General features: G+C 70.8%; 14 protein-coding genes. 7 read left to right on the forward strand and 7 right to left on the reverse strand.

Annotated elements, in window-relative coordinates; all coding sequences use genetic code 11:
* The first annotated feature begins 4 nt into the window (after positions 1 to 4).
* From KALB_RS21440 to KALB_RS21450, 3 genes are all read left to right on the forward strand, one after another.
* Positions 5 to 607 (forward strand): TetR/AcrR family transcriptional regulator, encoded by a 603-nt coding sequence (locus KALB_RS21440; RefSeq protein WP_025357768.1) that lies wholly within the window; start codon positions 5 to 7, stop codon positions 605 to 607.
* A complete protein-coding gene (locus KALB_RS21445; RefSeq protein ID WP_025357769.1) occupies positions 604 to 1,080 on the forward strand; it encodes a GNAT family N-acetyltransferase in 477 nt (158 codons plus the stop codon). Before KALB_RS21440 ends, KALB_RS21445 begins: the two co-directional genes overlap by 4 nt.
* A 154-nt stretch (positions 1,081 to 1,234) precedes the next feature.
* Positions 1,235 to 2,104: a DMT family transporter gene (locus tag KALB_RS21450; protein ID WP_025357770.1), complete on the forward strand. Its 870-nt coding sequence runs from the start codon at positions 1,235 to 1,237 to the stop codon at positions 2,102 to 2,104.
* Here KALB_RS21450 and KALB_RS21455 read toward each other — a convergent pair whose 3' ends face one another.
* Both KALB_RS21455 and KALB_RS21460 read right to left on the reverse strand, forming a co-directional pair.
* Positions 2,105 to 3,103, reverse strand: coding sequence for a tyrosine-type recombinase/integrase (locus KALB_RS21455; RefSeq protein WP_025357771.1), 999 nt, complete (start codon positions 3,101 to 3,103; stop codon positions 2,105 to 2,107). It lies immediately after the preceding gene.
* A gap of 12 nt (positions 3,104 to 3,115) precedes the next feature.
* Entirely contained in the window at positions 3,116 to 4,510 is a 1,395-nt protein-coding gene (locus KALB_RS21460; protein ID WP_025357772.1) for an amidase, read from the reverse strand.
* 101 nt (positions 4,511 to 4,611) lie between these two features.
* Between KALB_RS21460 and KALB_RS21465 the strand changes: the two genes are divergently transcribed.
* From KALB_RS21465 to KALB_RS21475, 3 genes are all read left to right on the forward strand, one after another.
* Positions 4,612 to 5,076 carry a hypothetical protein gene (locus KALB_RS21465; RefSeq protein ID WP_025357773.1) on the forward strand — a complete coding sequence of 155 codons (465 nt, stop codon included), beginning with the start codon at positions 4,612 to 4,614 and terminating at the stop codon, positions 5,074 to 5,076.
* Between the two features lie 4 nt (positions 5,077 to 5,080).
* A complete protein-coding gene (locus KALB_RS21470; RefSeq protein ID WP_025357774.1) occupies positions 5,081 to 7,678 on the forward strand; it encodes a M56 family metallopeptidase in 2,598 nt (865 codons plus the stop codon).
* 477 nt (positions 7,679 to 8,155) lie between these two features.
* Positions 8,156 to 9,238 carry an IS110 family RNA-guided transposase gene (locus tag KALB_RS21475; RefSeq protein ID WP_025354812.1) on the forward strand — a complete coding sequence of 361 codons (1,083 nt, stop codon included), beginning with the start codon at positions 8,156 to 8,158 and terminating at the stop codon, positions 9,236 to 9,238.
* 42 nt (positions 9,239 to 9,280) lie between these two features.
* Here KALB_RS21475 and KALB_RS21480 read toward each other — a convergent pair whose 3' ends face one another.
* The 4 genes from KALB_RS21480 to KALB_RS21495 are packed head-to-tail and all read right to left on the reverse strand — an operon-like array spanning position 9,281 to position 13,210.
* Positions 9,281 to 10,630, reverse strand: a complete 1,350-nt coding sequence (locus KALB_RS21480) for a protein kinase domain-containing protein (protein WP_025357775.1) — start codon at positions 10,628 to 10,630, stop codon at positions 9,281 to 9,283.
* A gap of 32 nt (positions 10,631 to 10,662) precedes the next feature.
* A complete protein-coding gene (locus KALB_RS21485) occupies positions 10,663 to 11,589 on the reverse strand; it encodes a phosphotransferase family protein (protein WP_025357776.1) in 927 nt (308 codons plus the stop codon).
* Positions 11,586 to 12,074, reverse strand: coding sequence for a GNAT family N-acetyltransferase (locus KALB_RS21490; RefSeq protein WP_025357777.1), 489 nt, complete (start codon positions 12,072 to 12,074; stop codon positions 11,586 to 11,588). Before KALB_RS21490 ends, KALB_RS21485 begins: the two co-directional genes overlap by 4 nt.
* Positions 12,071 to 13,210, reverse strand: a complete 1,140-nt coding sequence (locus KALB_RS21495) for a glycosyltransferase (RefSeq protein WP_025357778.1) — start codon at positions 13,208 to 13,210, stop codon at positions 12,071 to 12,073. Before KALB_RS21495 ends, KALB_RS21490 begins: the two co-directional genes overlap by 4 nt.
* A gap of 155 nt (positions 13,211 to 13,365) precedes the next feature.
* Here KALB_RS21495 and KALB_RS21500 point away from each other — a divergent pair, with 155 nt between their 5' ends.
* Positions 13,366 to 14,178 carry a putative protein N(5)-glutamine methyltransferase gene (locus KALB_RS21500; protein ID WP_025357779.1) on the forward strand — a complete coding sequence of 271 codons (813 nt, stop codon included), beginning with the start codon at positions 13,366 to 13,368 and terminating at the stop codon, positions 14,176 to 14,178.
* 103 nt (positions 14,179 to 14,281) lie between these two features.
* Here KALB_RS21500 and KALB_RS21505 read toward each other — a convergent pair whose 3' ends face one another.
* The gene (locus tag KALB_RS21505) at positions 14,282 to 15,364 is read right to left on the reverse strand and encodes an IS110 family RNA-guided transposase (RefSeq protein ID WP_025354812.1); all 1,083 of its coding nucleotides are present in this window, start codon (positions 15,362 to 15,364) and stop codon (positions 14,282 to 14,284) included.
* Positions 15,365 to 15,405: the final 41 nt, after the last annotated feature.

A 15,405-nucleotide genomic window follows, 5' to 3' on the forward strand; every position in this document is an offset into this window, starting at 1 on the left:
GCTCATGCGAGCAAAGGACGGGGCGAAGGACGGGCGGACCTTCACCGAGAGCGCCCGGCGCGCGCAGATCGTGCGCTCCGCCATCGAGGTGATCGCCGAACAGGGCTACGCCGCGGCGACGTTCGCCCGCATCGCCGAGCACGCCGGGCTGAGCAGCACCGGCATGATCTCCTACCACTTCAAGGGCAAGGACGACCTGATGCGCGAGGTCGTCGCCGAGGCGATCGCCGTGGCCGACCGGTACATGAGCCCCCGCATGGAGGCCGCCAAGGGCTACGTCGAGATCATGCGCGTCCGCCTGGCCTGCAACATGGACCTGGTCCGCGCCCACCCCGAGCACGTCCGCGCCCTGGTGCAGGTGCTGGGCAACGCCCGCACGATCGCCACCCCCAGCGAGATCGACGACCGGCTCGAGGAGTTCACCAAGCACCTGCGCGCCGGACAGGCCGCGGGGGAGTTCGGCAAGTTCAACCCACACGCCATGGCCCTGGCCGCCGTCGGCGCCATCGACGCCACCGTGAACCGGCTCTGCGCCGACCCCACCCTGGACGCCGAGGAGTACGGCCGCCAACTCGCCGACACCTTCACCCTGGCCACCCGCCCATGAGCCCCGAACACCCACTGCACCTCGACGAGCTCACCCTGCGCCCCTGGCAGCCCACCGACCTGCCCGCACTCGAAGCCGTCGCCGGCCGCCTCGGCCCGTGGATGACCTGGCAGCCCACCGCCTTCCTCGACCGCGCACTGCGCAACTGGGCCACCGGCAAGTCCTACAACTACGCGATCCTCACCACGGGACACCCGACCCCCATCGGCAACGCCTGCCTGATCACCACCGAGAACGCCACCGAACTGGCCTACTGGCTGCACCCCGACCACACCGGCCGGGGCATCGCCACCCGCGCCACCCGCGCACTGCTCGACCAAGCCCGCCGCATCGGCGCACCGCACGTCGACCTCCGCCACCATCCCGACAACACCCGCAGCGCCGCGCTCGCCGCCCGCCTCGGCTTCCAACCACTCGGCCAGCACGGAACCGAACTGCTGTGGCGGCACCGACTGCTAACCTCACAGCCATGACGTACTGGCGCGCTGTCACCCCGCCTCTCGCCGCCTGACCGGGCGCACGAGCAGGCACCACAGCACTCGCTGACCAGCCGCACTCGCGGCACACCCTCGCGCGCCCGGAGACGAATCCCCGTTCGGAGTCGATTCGCCCCTGGAGCGCACACCCGTGTCCACCCAGTCGTCACAGTCACGCCCGTCCGCGACCGCCGCGATCCTCATCGCCTCGGTGCTGTGGGGCACCACCGGAACCGCCAGCTCACTGGCACCCGCCGGAGCCCCAGCCCTGATCGTCGGCGCGGCCGGGCTCACCCTCGGCGGCGCCCTACTGCTGCTCACCTCCCGAGCAGGCCTGCGCCTGCTACTCACCCGCCAGCCACTCGTCCTGCTCGGCGCCGCAGCCGTCGCCACCTACCCGCTCAGCTTCTACCCGGCCGTGGCCAGCACCGGAGTCGCCGTGGCCACCGTGCTCACCCTCGGCAGCGGCCCCGTCTTCACCGGCCTGCTCGCCCGCGTCCTGCACGGCCACCGGCTCACCGGACACTGGGCACTGGCTACCACTGCCGCCGTGCTCGGCTGCGCGGTGCTGGTCATCGGCGCCGAGGGCAGCACACACCTGAACCCCACCGGCATCCTGCTCGCACTGCTCGCCGGACTGGCCTACGCCGCCTACACCGTCATCGGCGCACACCTGATCGACCAGGGCGCCGACGCCCGGGGCGCGGTCGGCTCCATGTTCGGCGGAGCCGCCCTGCTCACCCTGCCCGTCGTGCTGCTGTCCCAGCCCGTCTGGCTCACCACCCCCCGAGGCGCCGCCGTGGCCGCGCACCTCGCCCTGATCACCACCTTCCTCGCCTACCTGCTGTTCGGCCACGGCCTGCGCCACACCACAGCCGCCGTGGCCGCCACCCTCACCCTGCTCGAACCCGCCGTCGCCACCGTGCTCGGCATCCTCGTCACCGGCGAACACCTGCCAGCCCTGTCCTGGACCGGGCTGGCCGTGCTCGGCGCGGGCATCCTGGTACTCGCCTTCGACTGATCACGGCCCAGGGGAGCGGTCGGCCACCTCGTCCAGCACCCGGTACGTCCGGTTGCTGGCCGCGGCGGCCCGCTGCTCCCTGCCCGTGGCCTCGATGTAGTTCTGGCTCGTCGCCAGGCTCGCGTGCCCCAGCAACGCCATGATCTCCGAGGCACTCGCCCCGTCCTCGGCCAACCGCGTGGCGAAGGTGTGCCGCAACGCGTGCAGGTTCGCCCCCACCGGCACCCGGTCGTTCAACCCCGCCCACCGGTAACAGGACTTCACCAGGTAGTCCAAGGCCCCACGACCGATCGGCTCACCCGACCGGTCCCGCAACAACGGGGAACTACGCCCGAACCGCTCACGCGGGAACCGGCGACGACACGAGTCCAGGTACCCCTCGATGAGCCGCTCCATCGCGGGCTGCACCGGGATCGACCGGTCCCGGCTGCCCTTGCCGTGCACGTGCAACCGCATCTCCCCGGACCGCCCCACCAGCGAGGACGCCGACAACCGCCGCATCTCCGCCGACCGCAACCCCGCCACCAGCCCCAACGCCAGCACCAGCACGTCCCGCTCCGGCCACGGGTCCCGCGCCTTGCGCTCACCGGCCGCCGCCGAGGCCAGCAACCGCTCCGGCGTGTCCTCACCCCGCAACGGCTTGGGCACCAACGGCGGGGTCTTCGGCCGCGCCACCGCACCCATCGGGTTGCCCGCCAGCAACTCGTCGGCCACACAGAAGGTCAGGAACTGGTTCCAGGTCGACCACGCCCGCAGCACCGAACTCTTCGCATGACTGTCCGCGAACACCCCGAACACCGCACGCAGCGCGGGGGCCGTCAACTGCTCGACAACCAACTCCTCGACCGGCACCCCGGTCTCGGCCACCAGCAACTCGGTGATCACCGCCAGGTCACGCCGGTACGCGGCCGTCGTGTGCGGCGAGTCCTTACGCGGACGGCGGGCCGCGAAGAACTCCAGCTGGGCATCCACAACCTTCATGTGGATCTTGTACCGCACACCCCTGACAAGTCAGTCCTGGATACGCCGCCAAGGACGTGCCGCCTCCAGCTCGAAGGCCAGCTCCAACAGGGTGCGCTCCGCCCCGTGCACCGCCGAGAACTGCACCCCAACGGGTAGTCCCTCCGCCGTCGCACCCATCGGCACCGAGATCGCCGGACCGCCCGACACGTTGTTCAACGGCGTGTAGGCCACATAGGACTGCAACCGCGTCAACAACTCCTCGAACGGCACAGTCGGACTCAGGTGCCCCAGCAACGGAGTCACGTGCGCCAGCACCGGCGACAGCACCAGGTCCACCCGCTCGAACATCCGCGCGTAGTCCCGCCGCACCCGCGACAACCGGTACAGCATGCCCGGCGCCGCCAACAACCTGGACCGGAACAGCCCGCGCAGCCCCTGGCTCAACCCGTCCATCCGGCTCGCCTGGAAGGACCGATCCAGCACCACCTTGCCCGTCACCGACACCAGGAACGACAACATGCCCCAGTACGCCGTGAAGTCCGCCACGAACCGCCCGTCGATCGGGACCACCACCGGCTCCACCCGGTGCCCCAACCCCTCCAACACCGAAACGGTCTCCGCCACCACCTCAGCCGTCCGAGGACAAGCCCGCACACCAGCGGGGGAGTCGACCACCAACCCGATCCGCAACCGCCGCCGCCCAGGCCCCTCCACCAACCCCAACTCCGGCAACCGCGGATTGCGCCAGTACCGCTCCGCAGCCGCGTAGAACGCCGCCTGGTCCCGCACCGACCGCGACACCACCCCGTCCGACACCAGGTCGATCGGCAACGACCTGCCCTGCTCGTTGGCCACCAACCGGCCCCGAGTCGGCTTCAACCCCACCAACCCGCAACACGCCGCCGGAATGCGGATCGACCCACCACCGTCGTTGGCGTGCGCGATCGGCACCACCCCGGCAGCCACCAAAGCCGCGGCACCACCCGAGGACGCCCCCGCGGAGTACGCCGTGTGCCACGGATTGCGAGTCGGCTCAGCACCAGCGAACTCCGTCGACGCGTTGAACCCGAACTCCGGCAACCGGCTCTTGCCCAGCACCGTCACACCCGAACTCAGGTACTGCCGCGCGAAACCGGCGTCCCGCTTCGCAGGCCCGGGCCGCAGCGCCGCCGAACCATGCCCCGAAGGCAGCCCGCGTACATCGGTGTTGTCCTTCACGAACGTCGGCACCCCAGCCAGCAACCCGCCAGCCGCCGAAACCCGGTCATAGGCAGGGAACGCCACCGCCCGCAGCTTGGGGTCGACCAGCTCGGCACGCGCCACCGCGGCCCCGGCCACCTCAGCCGCACTGACCTCACCGGACCGCACCAGCTCGGCGACCCCCACCGCATCAAGATCACCCAGCACGTCACCGGTGAACGCATGTACTCGCTCGGATGTCACATCGGGCACTGTAAGTCAGAAGATCCAGTCAACCCCGAACGGCCGAGTAACAACCCCATTGCCGCGCGCGACGATCAGCCTGTCGCACACAGGGGGAGTAGATGACCGAATCATCCGCATCCGAACAGTTCGTGCTCACCCTCGGCCGAGGCATCGTCACCGAACTGGCCCCCGAGGAACTGGCCCTGTTCGAGCCGATCAGCCAGGCATACCTGCACGACCCGCGCAAGGTCCTCGCCGACCGCGGCCGACCCGGCGCCGTGCTCGGATCAGGCATCGACACCGCCGTACTGGTGCTCTCACCAGTAGCACTGGCCGTAGCCACCTCGATCTACGAGCACCTCGTCGACAAGGCGGGCGAACTCGCCGTCACCAAGGCGGGCGGCCTGCTCAAACGCCTGCGCCGCAAGAAGACCGAAGACCAGCCCGTCCCCGAACTGACCCCCGAACTGTGCGAGGAGGCCAGCGAACAGGCCCGGCAGGCTGTCGAGAAACTCACCAAGGACCCGGCACTGGCAGGCAAGGTCGCCGAGGTCGTGCGCATCCTGCTCGACCAGGGGCGCTGAGCCCGTGGCGGCGGACAGACCCGCGGCCACGGCGATCCTACGCGTGCCCTCCGGCACCACCCAGCGCTTCGCCACACTCGTCGTACTGACCCTCGCCTCCACCCTGCACATCTACGGGGTCTTCGCCACGATCTGGCCCGTCGCCACCTTCACCGAGGACGCGCACTGCCAGGTCCGCGCCAACCTGTACCTCACCAGCGGGGCCACCCCCGACCCCGACGAGTCCAAGTGGAACACCTACCGCGAGTGCATGTCCGCACTGTTCCTCCCCAGGCTCGGCTGGCTGTTCACCGGACTACTGCTGCTCGCACTGGCCGCCGTCGCGATCTACTACGCCCGCCCAGCCTGGCGCGTGCGCCGCTCCCGCCTCCAACGCATCGACCAGCTCCCCGCACTGTGGGACAAACTCCGCGAACCGCTCACCGAACTCGTCGCCACCGCCGGACTGGCCAAACCTCCCGAGTTCCTGCTCGACGCCAGCAGCCTGCGCGCCGGGGGAGTCGCCTTCGGACACCGCCGCCGCCCACGGGTCTGCCTGGACGCCGGACTGGTCGCCCTGCTCGACCACGACCGCCCCACCTTCGAGGCCGTCGTCCTGCACGAACTGGCGCACGTCCGCAACAACGACATCGCCACCACCTACGCCACGCTCGCCACCTGGCGCGCCTTCCTGATCATCGGCCTCCTCCCGTACCTGCTCGTCACGATCGACCCGTTCCTGCTCTCCGCCGACCCCTGGCACCCGCCCACCCTGCTGCCGCTGACCGGACCCGTCACCCTCGGACTGGCCGTCCGCCTGGCCGCACTGGTCCTACTGGTCTACCTCGCCCGCACCGCCGTGCTCCGCTCCCGCGAGCGCTACGCCGACGCGCTCGTGGCCACCTGGACCGGCACCACCGACCCGTACCGCGCGCTGGCCGAACAACCACGCCGCCGCCGGGTGCTCAGCTGGATCGCCACCCACCCCAGCCGGGCCGCCCGCGAGGCCGCCATGCGCGACCCGAAGTCCCTGCTGCGCCCCGGCTTCTGGGAGGTGCTCGCCAGCGGCCTGGCCATCCAGCTCGCCTGGGCGCACCTCGTGTCCGGGCTGAGCTCCGTCAGCTGGTACCACAGCGGCAACGAGTCCTTCACCGTCATGCGCTACGTCTGGGGCATCGCCGTCGGCGCCCTGGTCTGCGTCATCGCCTGGCGCGGCGCCGCCCACCTCCGCGCAGGCGGTACCGCACGCGGGGTGTTCGCCCTGCCCGGCGCCGCCATGGGCCTGGGCCTCGCGCTGGGCATGTACCTGCAACTACAGGAAGCGGGGGAGTACGTCCTACAGCCCTCCCTGCTCAAGCTGGCGGTCTCCGCGGTGCTGATCGGTGTGTCAGCGCTGGTCTGCGTGTGGGCAGGCCACTGCGCACGCCTGCTCGGCGAGGGAGTGCGCACCTGGCGCGGCCTGGCCGCCGCGGCGGCTGTGCTGCTCGTCTGCGTGAGCTGCCTCGGCTGGATCCGCGTCGCCCAGGCCGGGGACGTCCTGTGGCAGTCCTACGTGCAGCCCGCGGTCGCCCTGTTGGAGGGCTACGCGCATGGCACGGCCTGGTCCCTGCTCGACGCACAGGTCATCGACACCGTGGTGGTGCCGTTCCTGCTCAACGAGGACCGGATCCTCACCGCCGCCGCGCTGGCCGCCCTCTGGCTCGTGCCGCTGCTGCTGGCGTCGGACCCCGGCCGCCGGGTGCGACTGGGCCTGCTCGCGGCAGGCGTCGGCACCCTGTCCTGGGCCGTGCTGGTAGCGGTGCTGCGCCTGGCCGCCACGGGCCGGGGCGGCGCCGAATTCGCCCTCGTCCTGACGGCCTGGGAGATCGCCGCGGCCGTGGTCGTTCAGTTCGTGCTGGCCCTGCTCGTGCTGCGACGCGCCGACTGGAGCACGGCCGCGCTGGCAACGTGGACGCTCGGGGTTCTCGCCTGCCTGGGGATCTGGGCCCTGCACTGGACCGCTGGCGGCCAGGTCGACAGCATCGTGGCGGCCCGCCCGCTACAGGTGCTGCCGTTCGCCGGTACGGCCGTGACCGTACTGGCCGTAGCGCTGGTACGACCGCGCCGGGACCGCCCGGTGCGGGCGGCTCGCCCGGGACGGCTGGTCCTGGCCGGGGTCGTGGCGGTGTCGGCCTTCGCGGTGATCTGGTGGCCGACCGCGAACGGGGCCGCACCGCTGCTGCCGCCGGAACCGACCAGCCTGGCCATGAACGAGACCGAGGCCGTCAACATCTGGATCTACGGCGGCGGCATGGACACGTTCACCGCGGTGGGCACGGCGAACAACACGGCCTTGCAGAACTTCAGCACCGAGAACCTGGAACGGATCGTCTCGGGCTGCGCCGACCTGCAACCCGTGCTGCGCAGGGCGGAGGAGTTCCCGAAGCCGCCCGTAGCGCGGTTACGGGGGAGTTGGACCTCGGCGCTGACGGAGTTGACCACCGCGGCAGGGGAGTGCGTCAAGGTCTACCGCGACCAGACGGGGAACTCCGCGCTGATGACGAGCAGCTTCCGTGACGGGGTGGCGCACCTGGGCGAGACGCTAGCGCAGATCAAGCAGGCAACCGAGCACGCGGCCGGGTGATTTGTCCGGTTCGATGCATAATGGCGATTATCCATGAAATGTCCGGACAGCTGGGGGCTGACCTGCGGCGATACCTCACGTGAAGCCGCCGCCGGGGGCCACCCGATGCCATGAAGGTGCCGTTCAGGGCGTTGAACCGTCCCAAACGGCGCCATCGCGAGCCGGCCAGCCCGCCCAGGGACGCCGTGAAGGTGGCTTTCGCTCCGTTGAGTGCAGTGAAAGCCACAGTGATGATGTGTGTGGATGGCGAGCGTGGGGAGTCTGTCCCGGAAAGCCACTGACGCCGGCCCCCTGCGGGGGTGGGCTGTCTTGTGAGGGATCCGCCGACCCCCGTGCTCGCCCTCCACGCACGTCACCAGACCAGGGGATGTGACCTGATAGGAGCCTGTGCCAGCAGGACACCCATCACTGTGCCGTCCACCCCACCGGCCCGGTGCGTGCCACCCCGAACCCCACACAGGGATGGCAGAGACCAGAATGACCGACCAGCACACCCCCGTCGACACCAGCCACACAGACCTGGTGACCGGCGGAGTCGACACCCACAAAGACACCCACACCGCCGCCGCGCTCAACGCCCTGGGCCAACTCCTGGGCACCCAGACCTTCCCCGCCACCCACACCGGCTACACCGCCCTGACACGCTGGCTGACCGGCTTCGGCACCCTGGAAGCGGTCGGGGTGGAAGGCACCCATTCCTACGGCACCGGGCTCACCAGCCACCTCACCGACCACGGCATCCAGGTGATCGAGGTCAACCAGCCCGACCGGCACACCCGCCGCCGCAAGGGCAAGACCGATACCCAGGACGCGATCAACGCCGCCCACGCGGTCCAGTCCGGCAGGGCCACCACCACCCCCAAAACCAGCACCGGCCCCGCCACCAGCACCGCCGTCCTGCGCACCGTGCTCACCAGCGCGGTCAAAGCCCGCACCGCCGCGCTCAACCAGCTCGACAGCCTGATCGTCACCGCCCCCACCACGCTGCGCGAACACCTGACCGGCCTGCCCCGGCGGGCACTGATCACCACCTGCGCCCGGCTCCGCCCCACCCACGACCTGACCTGCCCCACCGCGGCCACCAAGACCGCGCTGCGCCGCCTGGCTCACCGGATCCACCGGCTGACCACCGAGATCGACCAGGCCAAGGCCGAACTCACCGCCGTGCTCGACCGGGTCCTGCCCCGCACCACCGCCCTGCCCGGAGTCGGCCCCGACACCGCGGCACAACTGCTGATCACCGCCGGGGACAACCCCCACCGCATCACCACCGACGCCGCCTTCGCCCACCTGTGCGGCACCGCCCCCATCCCGGCCAGCAGCGGCCGCCGCGACCGTCACCGCCTCAACCGGGGCGGTGACCGCCAAGCCAACGCCGCGCTCTACCGCGTGGTCATCGTCCGCCTGCGCCACTGCCCCCGCACCCGCGCCTACCTCGCCCGACGCACCGCCGAGGGCCTGCCCAAACGGCACATCATCCGGTGCCTCAAACGCTACGTCACCCGCGAGGTCTTCCACGCCCTGACCACAGACATGACCCACCTCGCAACCACCACTTGACTTCTATAGGAGCATCCTTCACGGCACCCGCACCCAGTCGGCTCACCGCGAAGTGCACCGCAGCGGCGGCAACTCCGGGTCGTCACCCAGGGCCGAACCCACCAACCCGAAACTCGTCGACCCGTGCGCGGCCAGCACCGCGTTCCAACTCGCGTTGCGCACCGTCACCACCGACCCGCGCTGCACCACCTGACCGTTCCACAGCGAGCTGATCCGGTGCCCACCCGGCAAGGTCCAGCTCACCTCCCAGCCCGACAACTGCTGCGCGCCCCGGTTCGTCACGACCACCGCCACCTGGTAGCCGGTCGACCACGAGCTCTCCTGCACATACCGCGCCTCACACCCCGCCGACACCGGCCGCGCCACCGAGGTCGTGGTCGCGCTCGCCGCAGCGGGCAAGGTCACCACCGAGGGCGGCGCGCCCGACACCGCCGAGACCTGCACCCGAACCAGCGACCGCGCCGCCACCACCACACCCGCCGCCACCACCAGACCACCAATAGCCGCCGCCACCCGCATCGACGCACGCCGCTGCCGCGGGATCCGCGCGGGCTCCGGAGCCGGCATCGGCTGAGTGTCCGCGGGCAGCGACAACTCCAACCGCCGGGCCACCTCCGCCATCGACGGCCGCGCCAGCGGATCGGCCCGCAGCATCTCCATCAGCAACGGCCCCAGGAAGCCCGCCCGCCGCGGCGGCGCCACCTCACACGCCGCCACCACGTGCAACAACGCGATCGCGTTGTCCGCCATACCGAACGGCGGACGCCCCTCCAACGCCGCGTACAGGGTCGACCCCAGCGAGAACACGTCCGCCGCGAACCCGCCCTGACCGCCCTTGGCCACCTCCGGCGCCAGGTACGCGGGCGTGCCGACCAGGATGCCCACCGCCGTCACCGAACTGTCGCCCGGCACCCGCGCGATACCGAAGTCCGCGATCTTCGCCGTACCGTCCTCGGTGAGCAACACGTTGTCCGGCTTCACATCCCGGTGCAGCACCCCGGCCTCATGCGCGGCGGCCAAGCCCGCGGCCACCTGAGCACCGATCGCCGCCGCCCGCCGAGGAGACAACACCCCCTCCGCCTCCACCACCTCGGACAGGCTGCGCGCGGGCAGGTACTCCATCACCAGGCACGGCCTGCCCCCGTGCTCGGTCACGTCATGCACCGCGATCACGTGCGGGTGCCGCAACCGCGCGGTGAGCCGCGCCTCGCGCACCGCCCGCGCCGACGCCTCCCGACTGGCCTCCGGCGAACTGCCCTCGGTCAGCAACTTGATCGCGACGACCCGGTTCAGCCGCTCGTCCCGCGCCCGCCACACCACACCCATGGCGCCACTGCCGAGCACCTCCGTCAGCCGGTACCTGCCCCCGATCAGCTCACCGCATTCGCTCACGACTGTGCATACGCACGCCACGCCCGTCCGGCTCAGACCCCGAACCAGCACTGCGCGAGCTGCTCCAGACCAGCACCCGCGGGCACCGGCACCTCACGCAGGAACCAGGCAAGATCGCAGTACCGGTGCACCAGCGTCCAGGCCAGCAACCGGCGCGACAGCTCAGGACCCAGCTCGCCAGGGGAGTAGCCGTACGCCGACAACAGGCACCGCAACGCCGCCGCGTCACCCCGCGTCACGAACAACCCCACCGCCACGAACTCGTACTCCCGACCACCTCCCATCGCAGGCTCGAAATCGAACAACCCCGACAACCGCCAGTCCTCCGGCGACACCAGCAGGTGATCGCCCATCACCTCGGTGTGCAGCAGCACCGGCGCCCCACCCGGCACCACCACCTGCTCCAGGAAAGCAGGTACCCCCGACAACAACCGCTCGTCCGCGCCCAGCGCCCGCTGCCGCGCCACACACCCCGCCCGCTGCTCCGCCAACCACCCCGACCAGTCCGCGGGCCCCAGACCGTCCACAACGGGCACCTCGTGCAACGCCGCCAGCGACTCACCGACCTGCGCCGCAACCGAGGCCCGCTCGGCAACCCCCAGCGAGGACCACACCGCCGACAACGCCACACCCCGCAGCCTGCGCATCACCACGTAGGCCCACCCGGCCACCTCGCCCACCGCGACGACCCCCGGCGTCGGGACCGGCAACCTCCCCGCCACCGCACCCAGCACCCGGCTCTCCACCCCGGCCTCACCGGCGAACACCGGCGGGTACAGCTTCAGCACCAGGTCCTCGCCCACGGCGTACACCGGCAGCGACCCCGACTCGAACCGCTGCACCGCACCCGATAGCCCGGCCTGGGCACACACCGCCCCGACCACCGGCCGTAGCGCCACCTCGTCCCTGGCCACGACACGGAACCGCGCCTCGGTGTCCGCCAGCGGAAACCCACTCATGCGCACTCCGACCTGCCTACCCTCAGGTGCTTCACGAAGAAGTGGTCCCGGTACGGCTCCGAGGCGAACGGCTCCACCTCCACGTAGCCCTGCCGCGCGTACAACGCACGCGCCTCCACCAGGTCCTTGCGGGTGTCCAACCGCACCGCGCTCACCCCGAGCCGCAAAGCCTGCGCCTCCACCTCGTCCAACAGGGCCGCACCACCACCGGTCCCACGCGCGAACGGCCGCACGAACATCCGAGTCACCTCGGCGACCTCGGGGGAGTGCGGCCGCAACCCGACACAGCCCGCCGCACGGCCCTCGAACCAGCCCACCAGGAACACCGGCAGACCCTCACTGGGATCCACCGCCAGTTGGTGATCGACCTCCGCCTCTGTGGCCGGACGGCCGAAGTAGCGCCCGATGATGTCAGTGAAGTACTCCCGCAGGAGTCCCGCCGCCACCGGATCACCCACCGGCACCACCCGCACCGACCAGCTCACGACCGAACCCCCTCCAGCAGCCGCAGTGCGTGCTCCACACCCGGCAACCCGTCGATCTCCACCCGCAGCCGCTCCGCAGCGAACCGGTAGCCCGGCTCCGACAGCACCGCCGACACGGCCGCACCGACCTCCGCCGACGAAGCCAGCAGCGCGTCCAACACGACCCCGACACCCAGGTCGGCACACCGGTCCGCGTTGTGCGGCTGATCCGCGCCCATCGGCACCAGCACCATCGGCAGCCCGTGCGCCAGCGCCCCGATCACACTGCCCGAACCGCCATGCGACACCACCGCGTCGCAGCGGGGCAGCACCAGGCCCTGCGGCACGTACCGCTCCACCCGCACATTGGGCGGCTGCGGCCCCAACTCCGCGGGGTCGAACCCCGACCCGACCGTGGCGATCACGTTCACCGGCAGCTCCGCCAACCCCGCGAGCACCCGCTCGTACAGGTCACCGCACTCCAGGTTGAAGATCGTCCCCAGGGTGAAGTACACCGTGGGCTGGTCCGGCAGCCCGACCAGCCACGGGGGAGCGGCCGCCCCTTCGTCCACCGCCAACTCCGGTCGAACAGCGTGCACTGTGGACGGAGCGGGATGCGCCGGATGCCGGAAACTGGGCGGGAACGGGGCGAGCACGAGGTTCCGGTGCAGCATCCTCAGCTCGGGATCGGGCGGCAACCCGTGCACGGCGCGCAGCTCGTTCAGCGGCTCAACCAACAACTCCGTGCGGCAGAACGCCCCGGAGGCCGTCACCTCGACGCGGGCATAGGGCAGCCCCAGCCGCTCCGCGGCGATCACGCTGCCGAAGTCCACCTCCTCGATCACGAGCAGGTCCGGCCGCCACTGGGCGCACAACTCCAGCAGACCGGCAGCCCGCAACCCGGCGCGGCGCCGCGCGAAGTTCTCCGTGAGCACCCGCTCCTCGTGCGCCACATCCAATGCCACCAACGGTGTGCGCTGCGGCTTGTGCGAACCGCCGACACCGATGCCGTGCACGGGGAACTCGGTCACGGCACCGGTGAACCAGGGCTCGCCGGTGAACGCCACGGTGTGGCCAGCCGCCCGAGCGGCCCGCGCGATCGGTACCAGGGGTTGGTAGTGCCCGTTGCCGCCGACAAAGGTGAAAAGGATGCGCACCGGCCAGAACCTAGCCGGACACGGGGGAGCGGTTCACCCCAATTCCCGCCCGGCGGTGGGGTAGTGTTGCCAGCGAGAACGGATCTACCTCAGGAGGTGAGACCCATTACTGCTCGTGCAGGCAGGGTGCTCTCGCCTCGAGTGTTCCGATCCAGGTGAGCACGAGAGCGCCCGAAGGCATTCGGAAAGGCGCTCCCATCATCGCCACGATCATCGCGAGGCTTCGTGCCGTCGGCTGTGTCTTCGCCGAGGACGAGGCGCAGTTGCTCGCCGGGGCCGCGCGGACCCCGGAGAACCTCGCCGCCATGGTCGACCAGCGGATCTCCGGTCTGCCGCTGGAACACGTCCTGGGCTGGGCGGAGTTCTGCGGCTTGCGCGTCGCCGTCGACCCAGGGGTCTTCGTGCCTCGTCGACGCACTGAATTCCTTGTCAGACAAGCAGTTCAGCGAGCGAGTGCAGTGTCATCACCCGTTGTGGTGGACCTGTGCTGCGGCTCCGGGGCCGTGGGCGCCGCGCTGGTGGCGGCCCTGAGCCGGGTCGAGTTGCATGCCGTGGACATCGATCCCGTGGCGGTGCGGTGCGCGCGCCGCAACCTGCAAGGCCACCAGGTGTACGACGGAGACCTGTACGAGCCGTTGCCGAGTTCGCTGCGTGGTCGGATCGACGTGCTGGTCGCCAACGCGCCATACGTGCCGACTGGTGCGATCGGGCTGTTGCCGCCGGAGGCCCGGGAGCACGAGCCGCTGGTGGCGTTGGACGGCGGCGCGGACGGGTTGGACGTGCAACGGCGGGTGGCTGTCGAGGCCGTGTCCTGGTTGGCCCCGGGCGGGCACCTGCTCGTGGAGACCAGCGTGCAGCAGGCTCCGCAGTCCGTGCGCATCTTCGCCGACTGTGGACTGGCGCCGAGCGTGGCCGTCTCCGAGGAGCTGGGGGGCACCGTCGTGCTGGGCCGGAAACGCACTACTTAACATAATGTAGATTATCGGTCATTCGGGTACCTGGGAGAACGTGCCTGCGAGAGGGCCTGTTCAGGGCTTGTCCGGCGTGGCGTGAAGGATGCTCCTATAGAAGTCAAGTGGTGGTTGCGAGGTGGGTCATGTCTGTGGTCAGGGCGTGGAAGACCTCGCGGGTGACGTAGCGTTTGAGGCACCGGATGATGTGCCGTTTGGGCAGGCCCTCGGCGGTGCGTCGGGCGAGGTAGGCGCGGGTGCGGGGGCAGTGGCGCAGGCGGACGATGACCACGCGGTAGAGCGCGGCGTTGGCTTGGCGGTCACCGCCCCGGTTGAGGCGGTGACGGTCGCGGCGGCCGCTGCTGGCCGGGATGGGGGCGGTGCCGCACAGGTGGGCGAAGGCGGCGTCGGTGGTGATGCGGTGGGGGTTGTCCCCGGCGGTGATCAGCAGTTGTGCCGCGGTGTCGGGGCCGACTCCGGGCAGGGCGGTGGTGCGGGGCAGGACCCGGTCGAGCACGGCGGTGAGTTCGGCCTTGGCCTGGTCGATCTCGGTGGTCAGCCGGTGGATCCGGTGAGCCAGGCGGCGCAGCGCGGTCTTGGTGGCCGCGGTGGGGCAGGTCAGGTCGTGGGTGGGGCGGAGCCGGGCGCAGGTGGTGATCAGTGCCCGCCGGGGCAGGCCGGTCAGGTGTTCGCGCAGCGTGGTGGGGGCGGTGACGATCAGGCTGTCGAGCTGGTTGAGCGCGGCGGTGCGGGCTTTGACCGCGCTGGTGAGCACGGTGCGCAGGACGGCGGTGCTGGTGGCGGGGCCGGTGCTGGTTTTGGGGGTGGTGGTGGCCCTGCCGGACTGGACCGCGTGGGCGGCGTTGATCGCGTCCTGGGTATCGGTCTTGCCCTTGCGGCGGCGGGTGTGCCGGTCGGGCTGGTTGACCTCGATCACCTGGATGCCGTGGTCGGTGAGGTGGCTGGTGAGCCCGGTGCCGTAGGAATGGGTGCCTTCCACCCCGACCGCTTCCAGGGTGCCGAAGCCGGTCAGCCAGCGTGTCAGGGCGGTGTAGCCGGTGTGGGTGGCGGGGAAGGTCTGGGTGCCCAGGAGTTGGCCCAGGGCGTTGAGCGCGGCGGCGGTGTGGGTGTCTTTGTGGGTGTCGACTCCGCCGGTCACCAGGTCTGTGTGGCTGGTGTCGACGGGGGTGTGCTGGTCGGTCATTCTGGTCTCTGCCATCCCTGTGTGGGGTTCGGGGTGGCACG

This window comes from Kutzneria viridogrisea DSM 43870 (genome assembly GCF_000525635.1).
In the GTDB taxonomy this organism is placed as follows: Bacteria; Actinomycetota; Actinomycetes; order Mycobacteriales; family Pseudonocardiaceae; genus Kutzneria; species Kutzneria viridogrisea.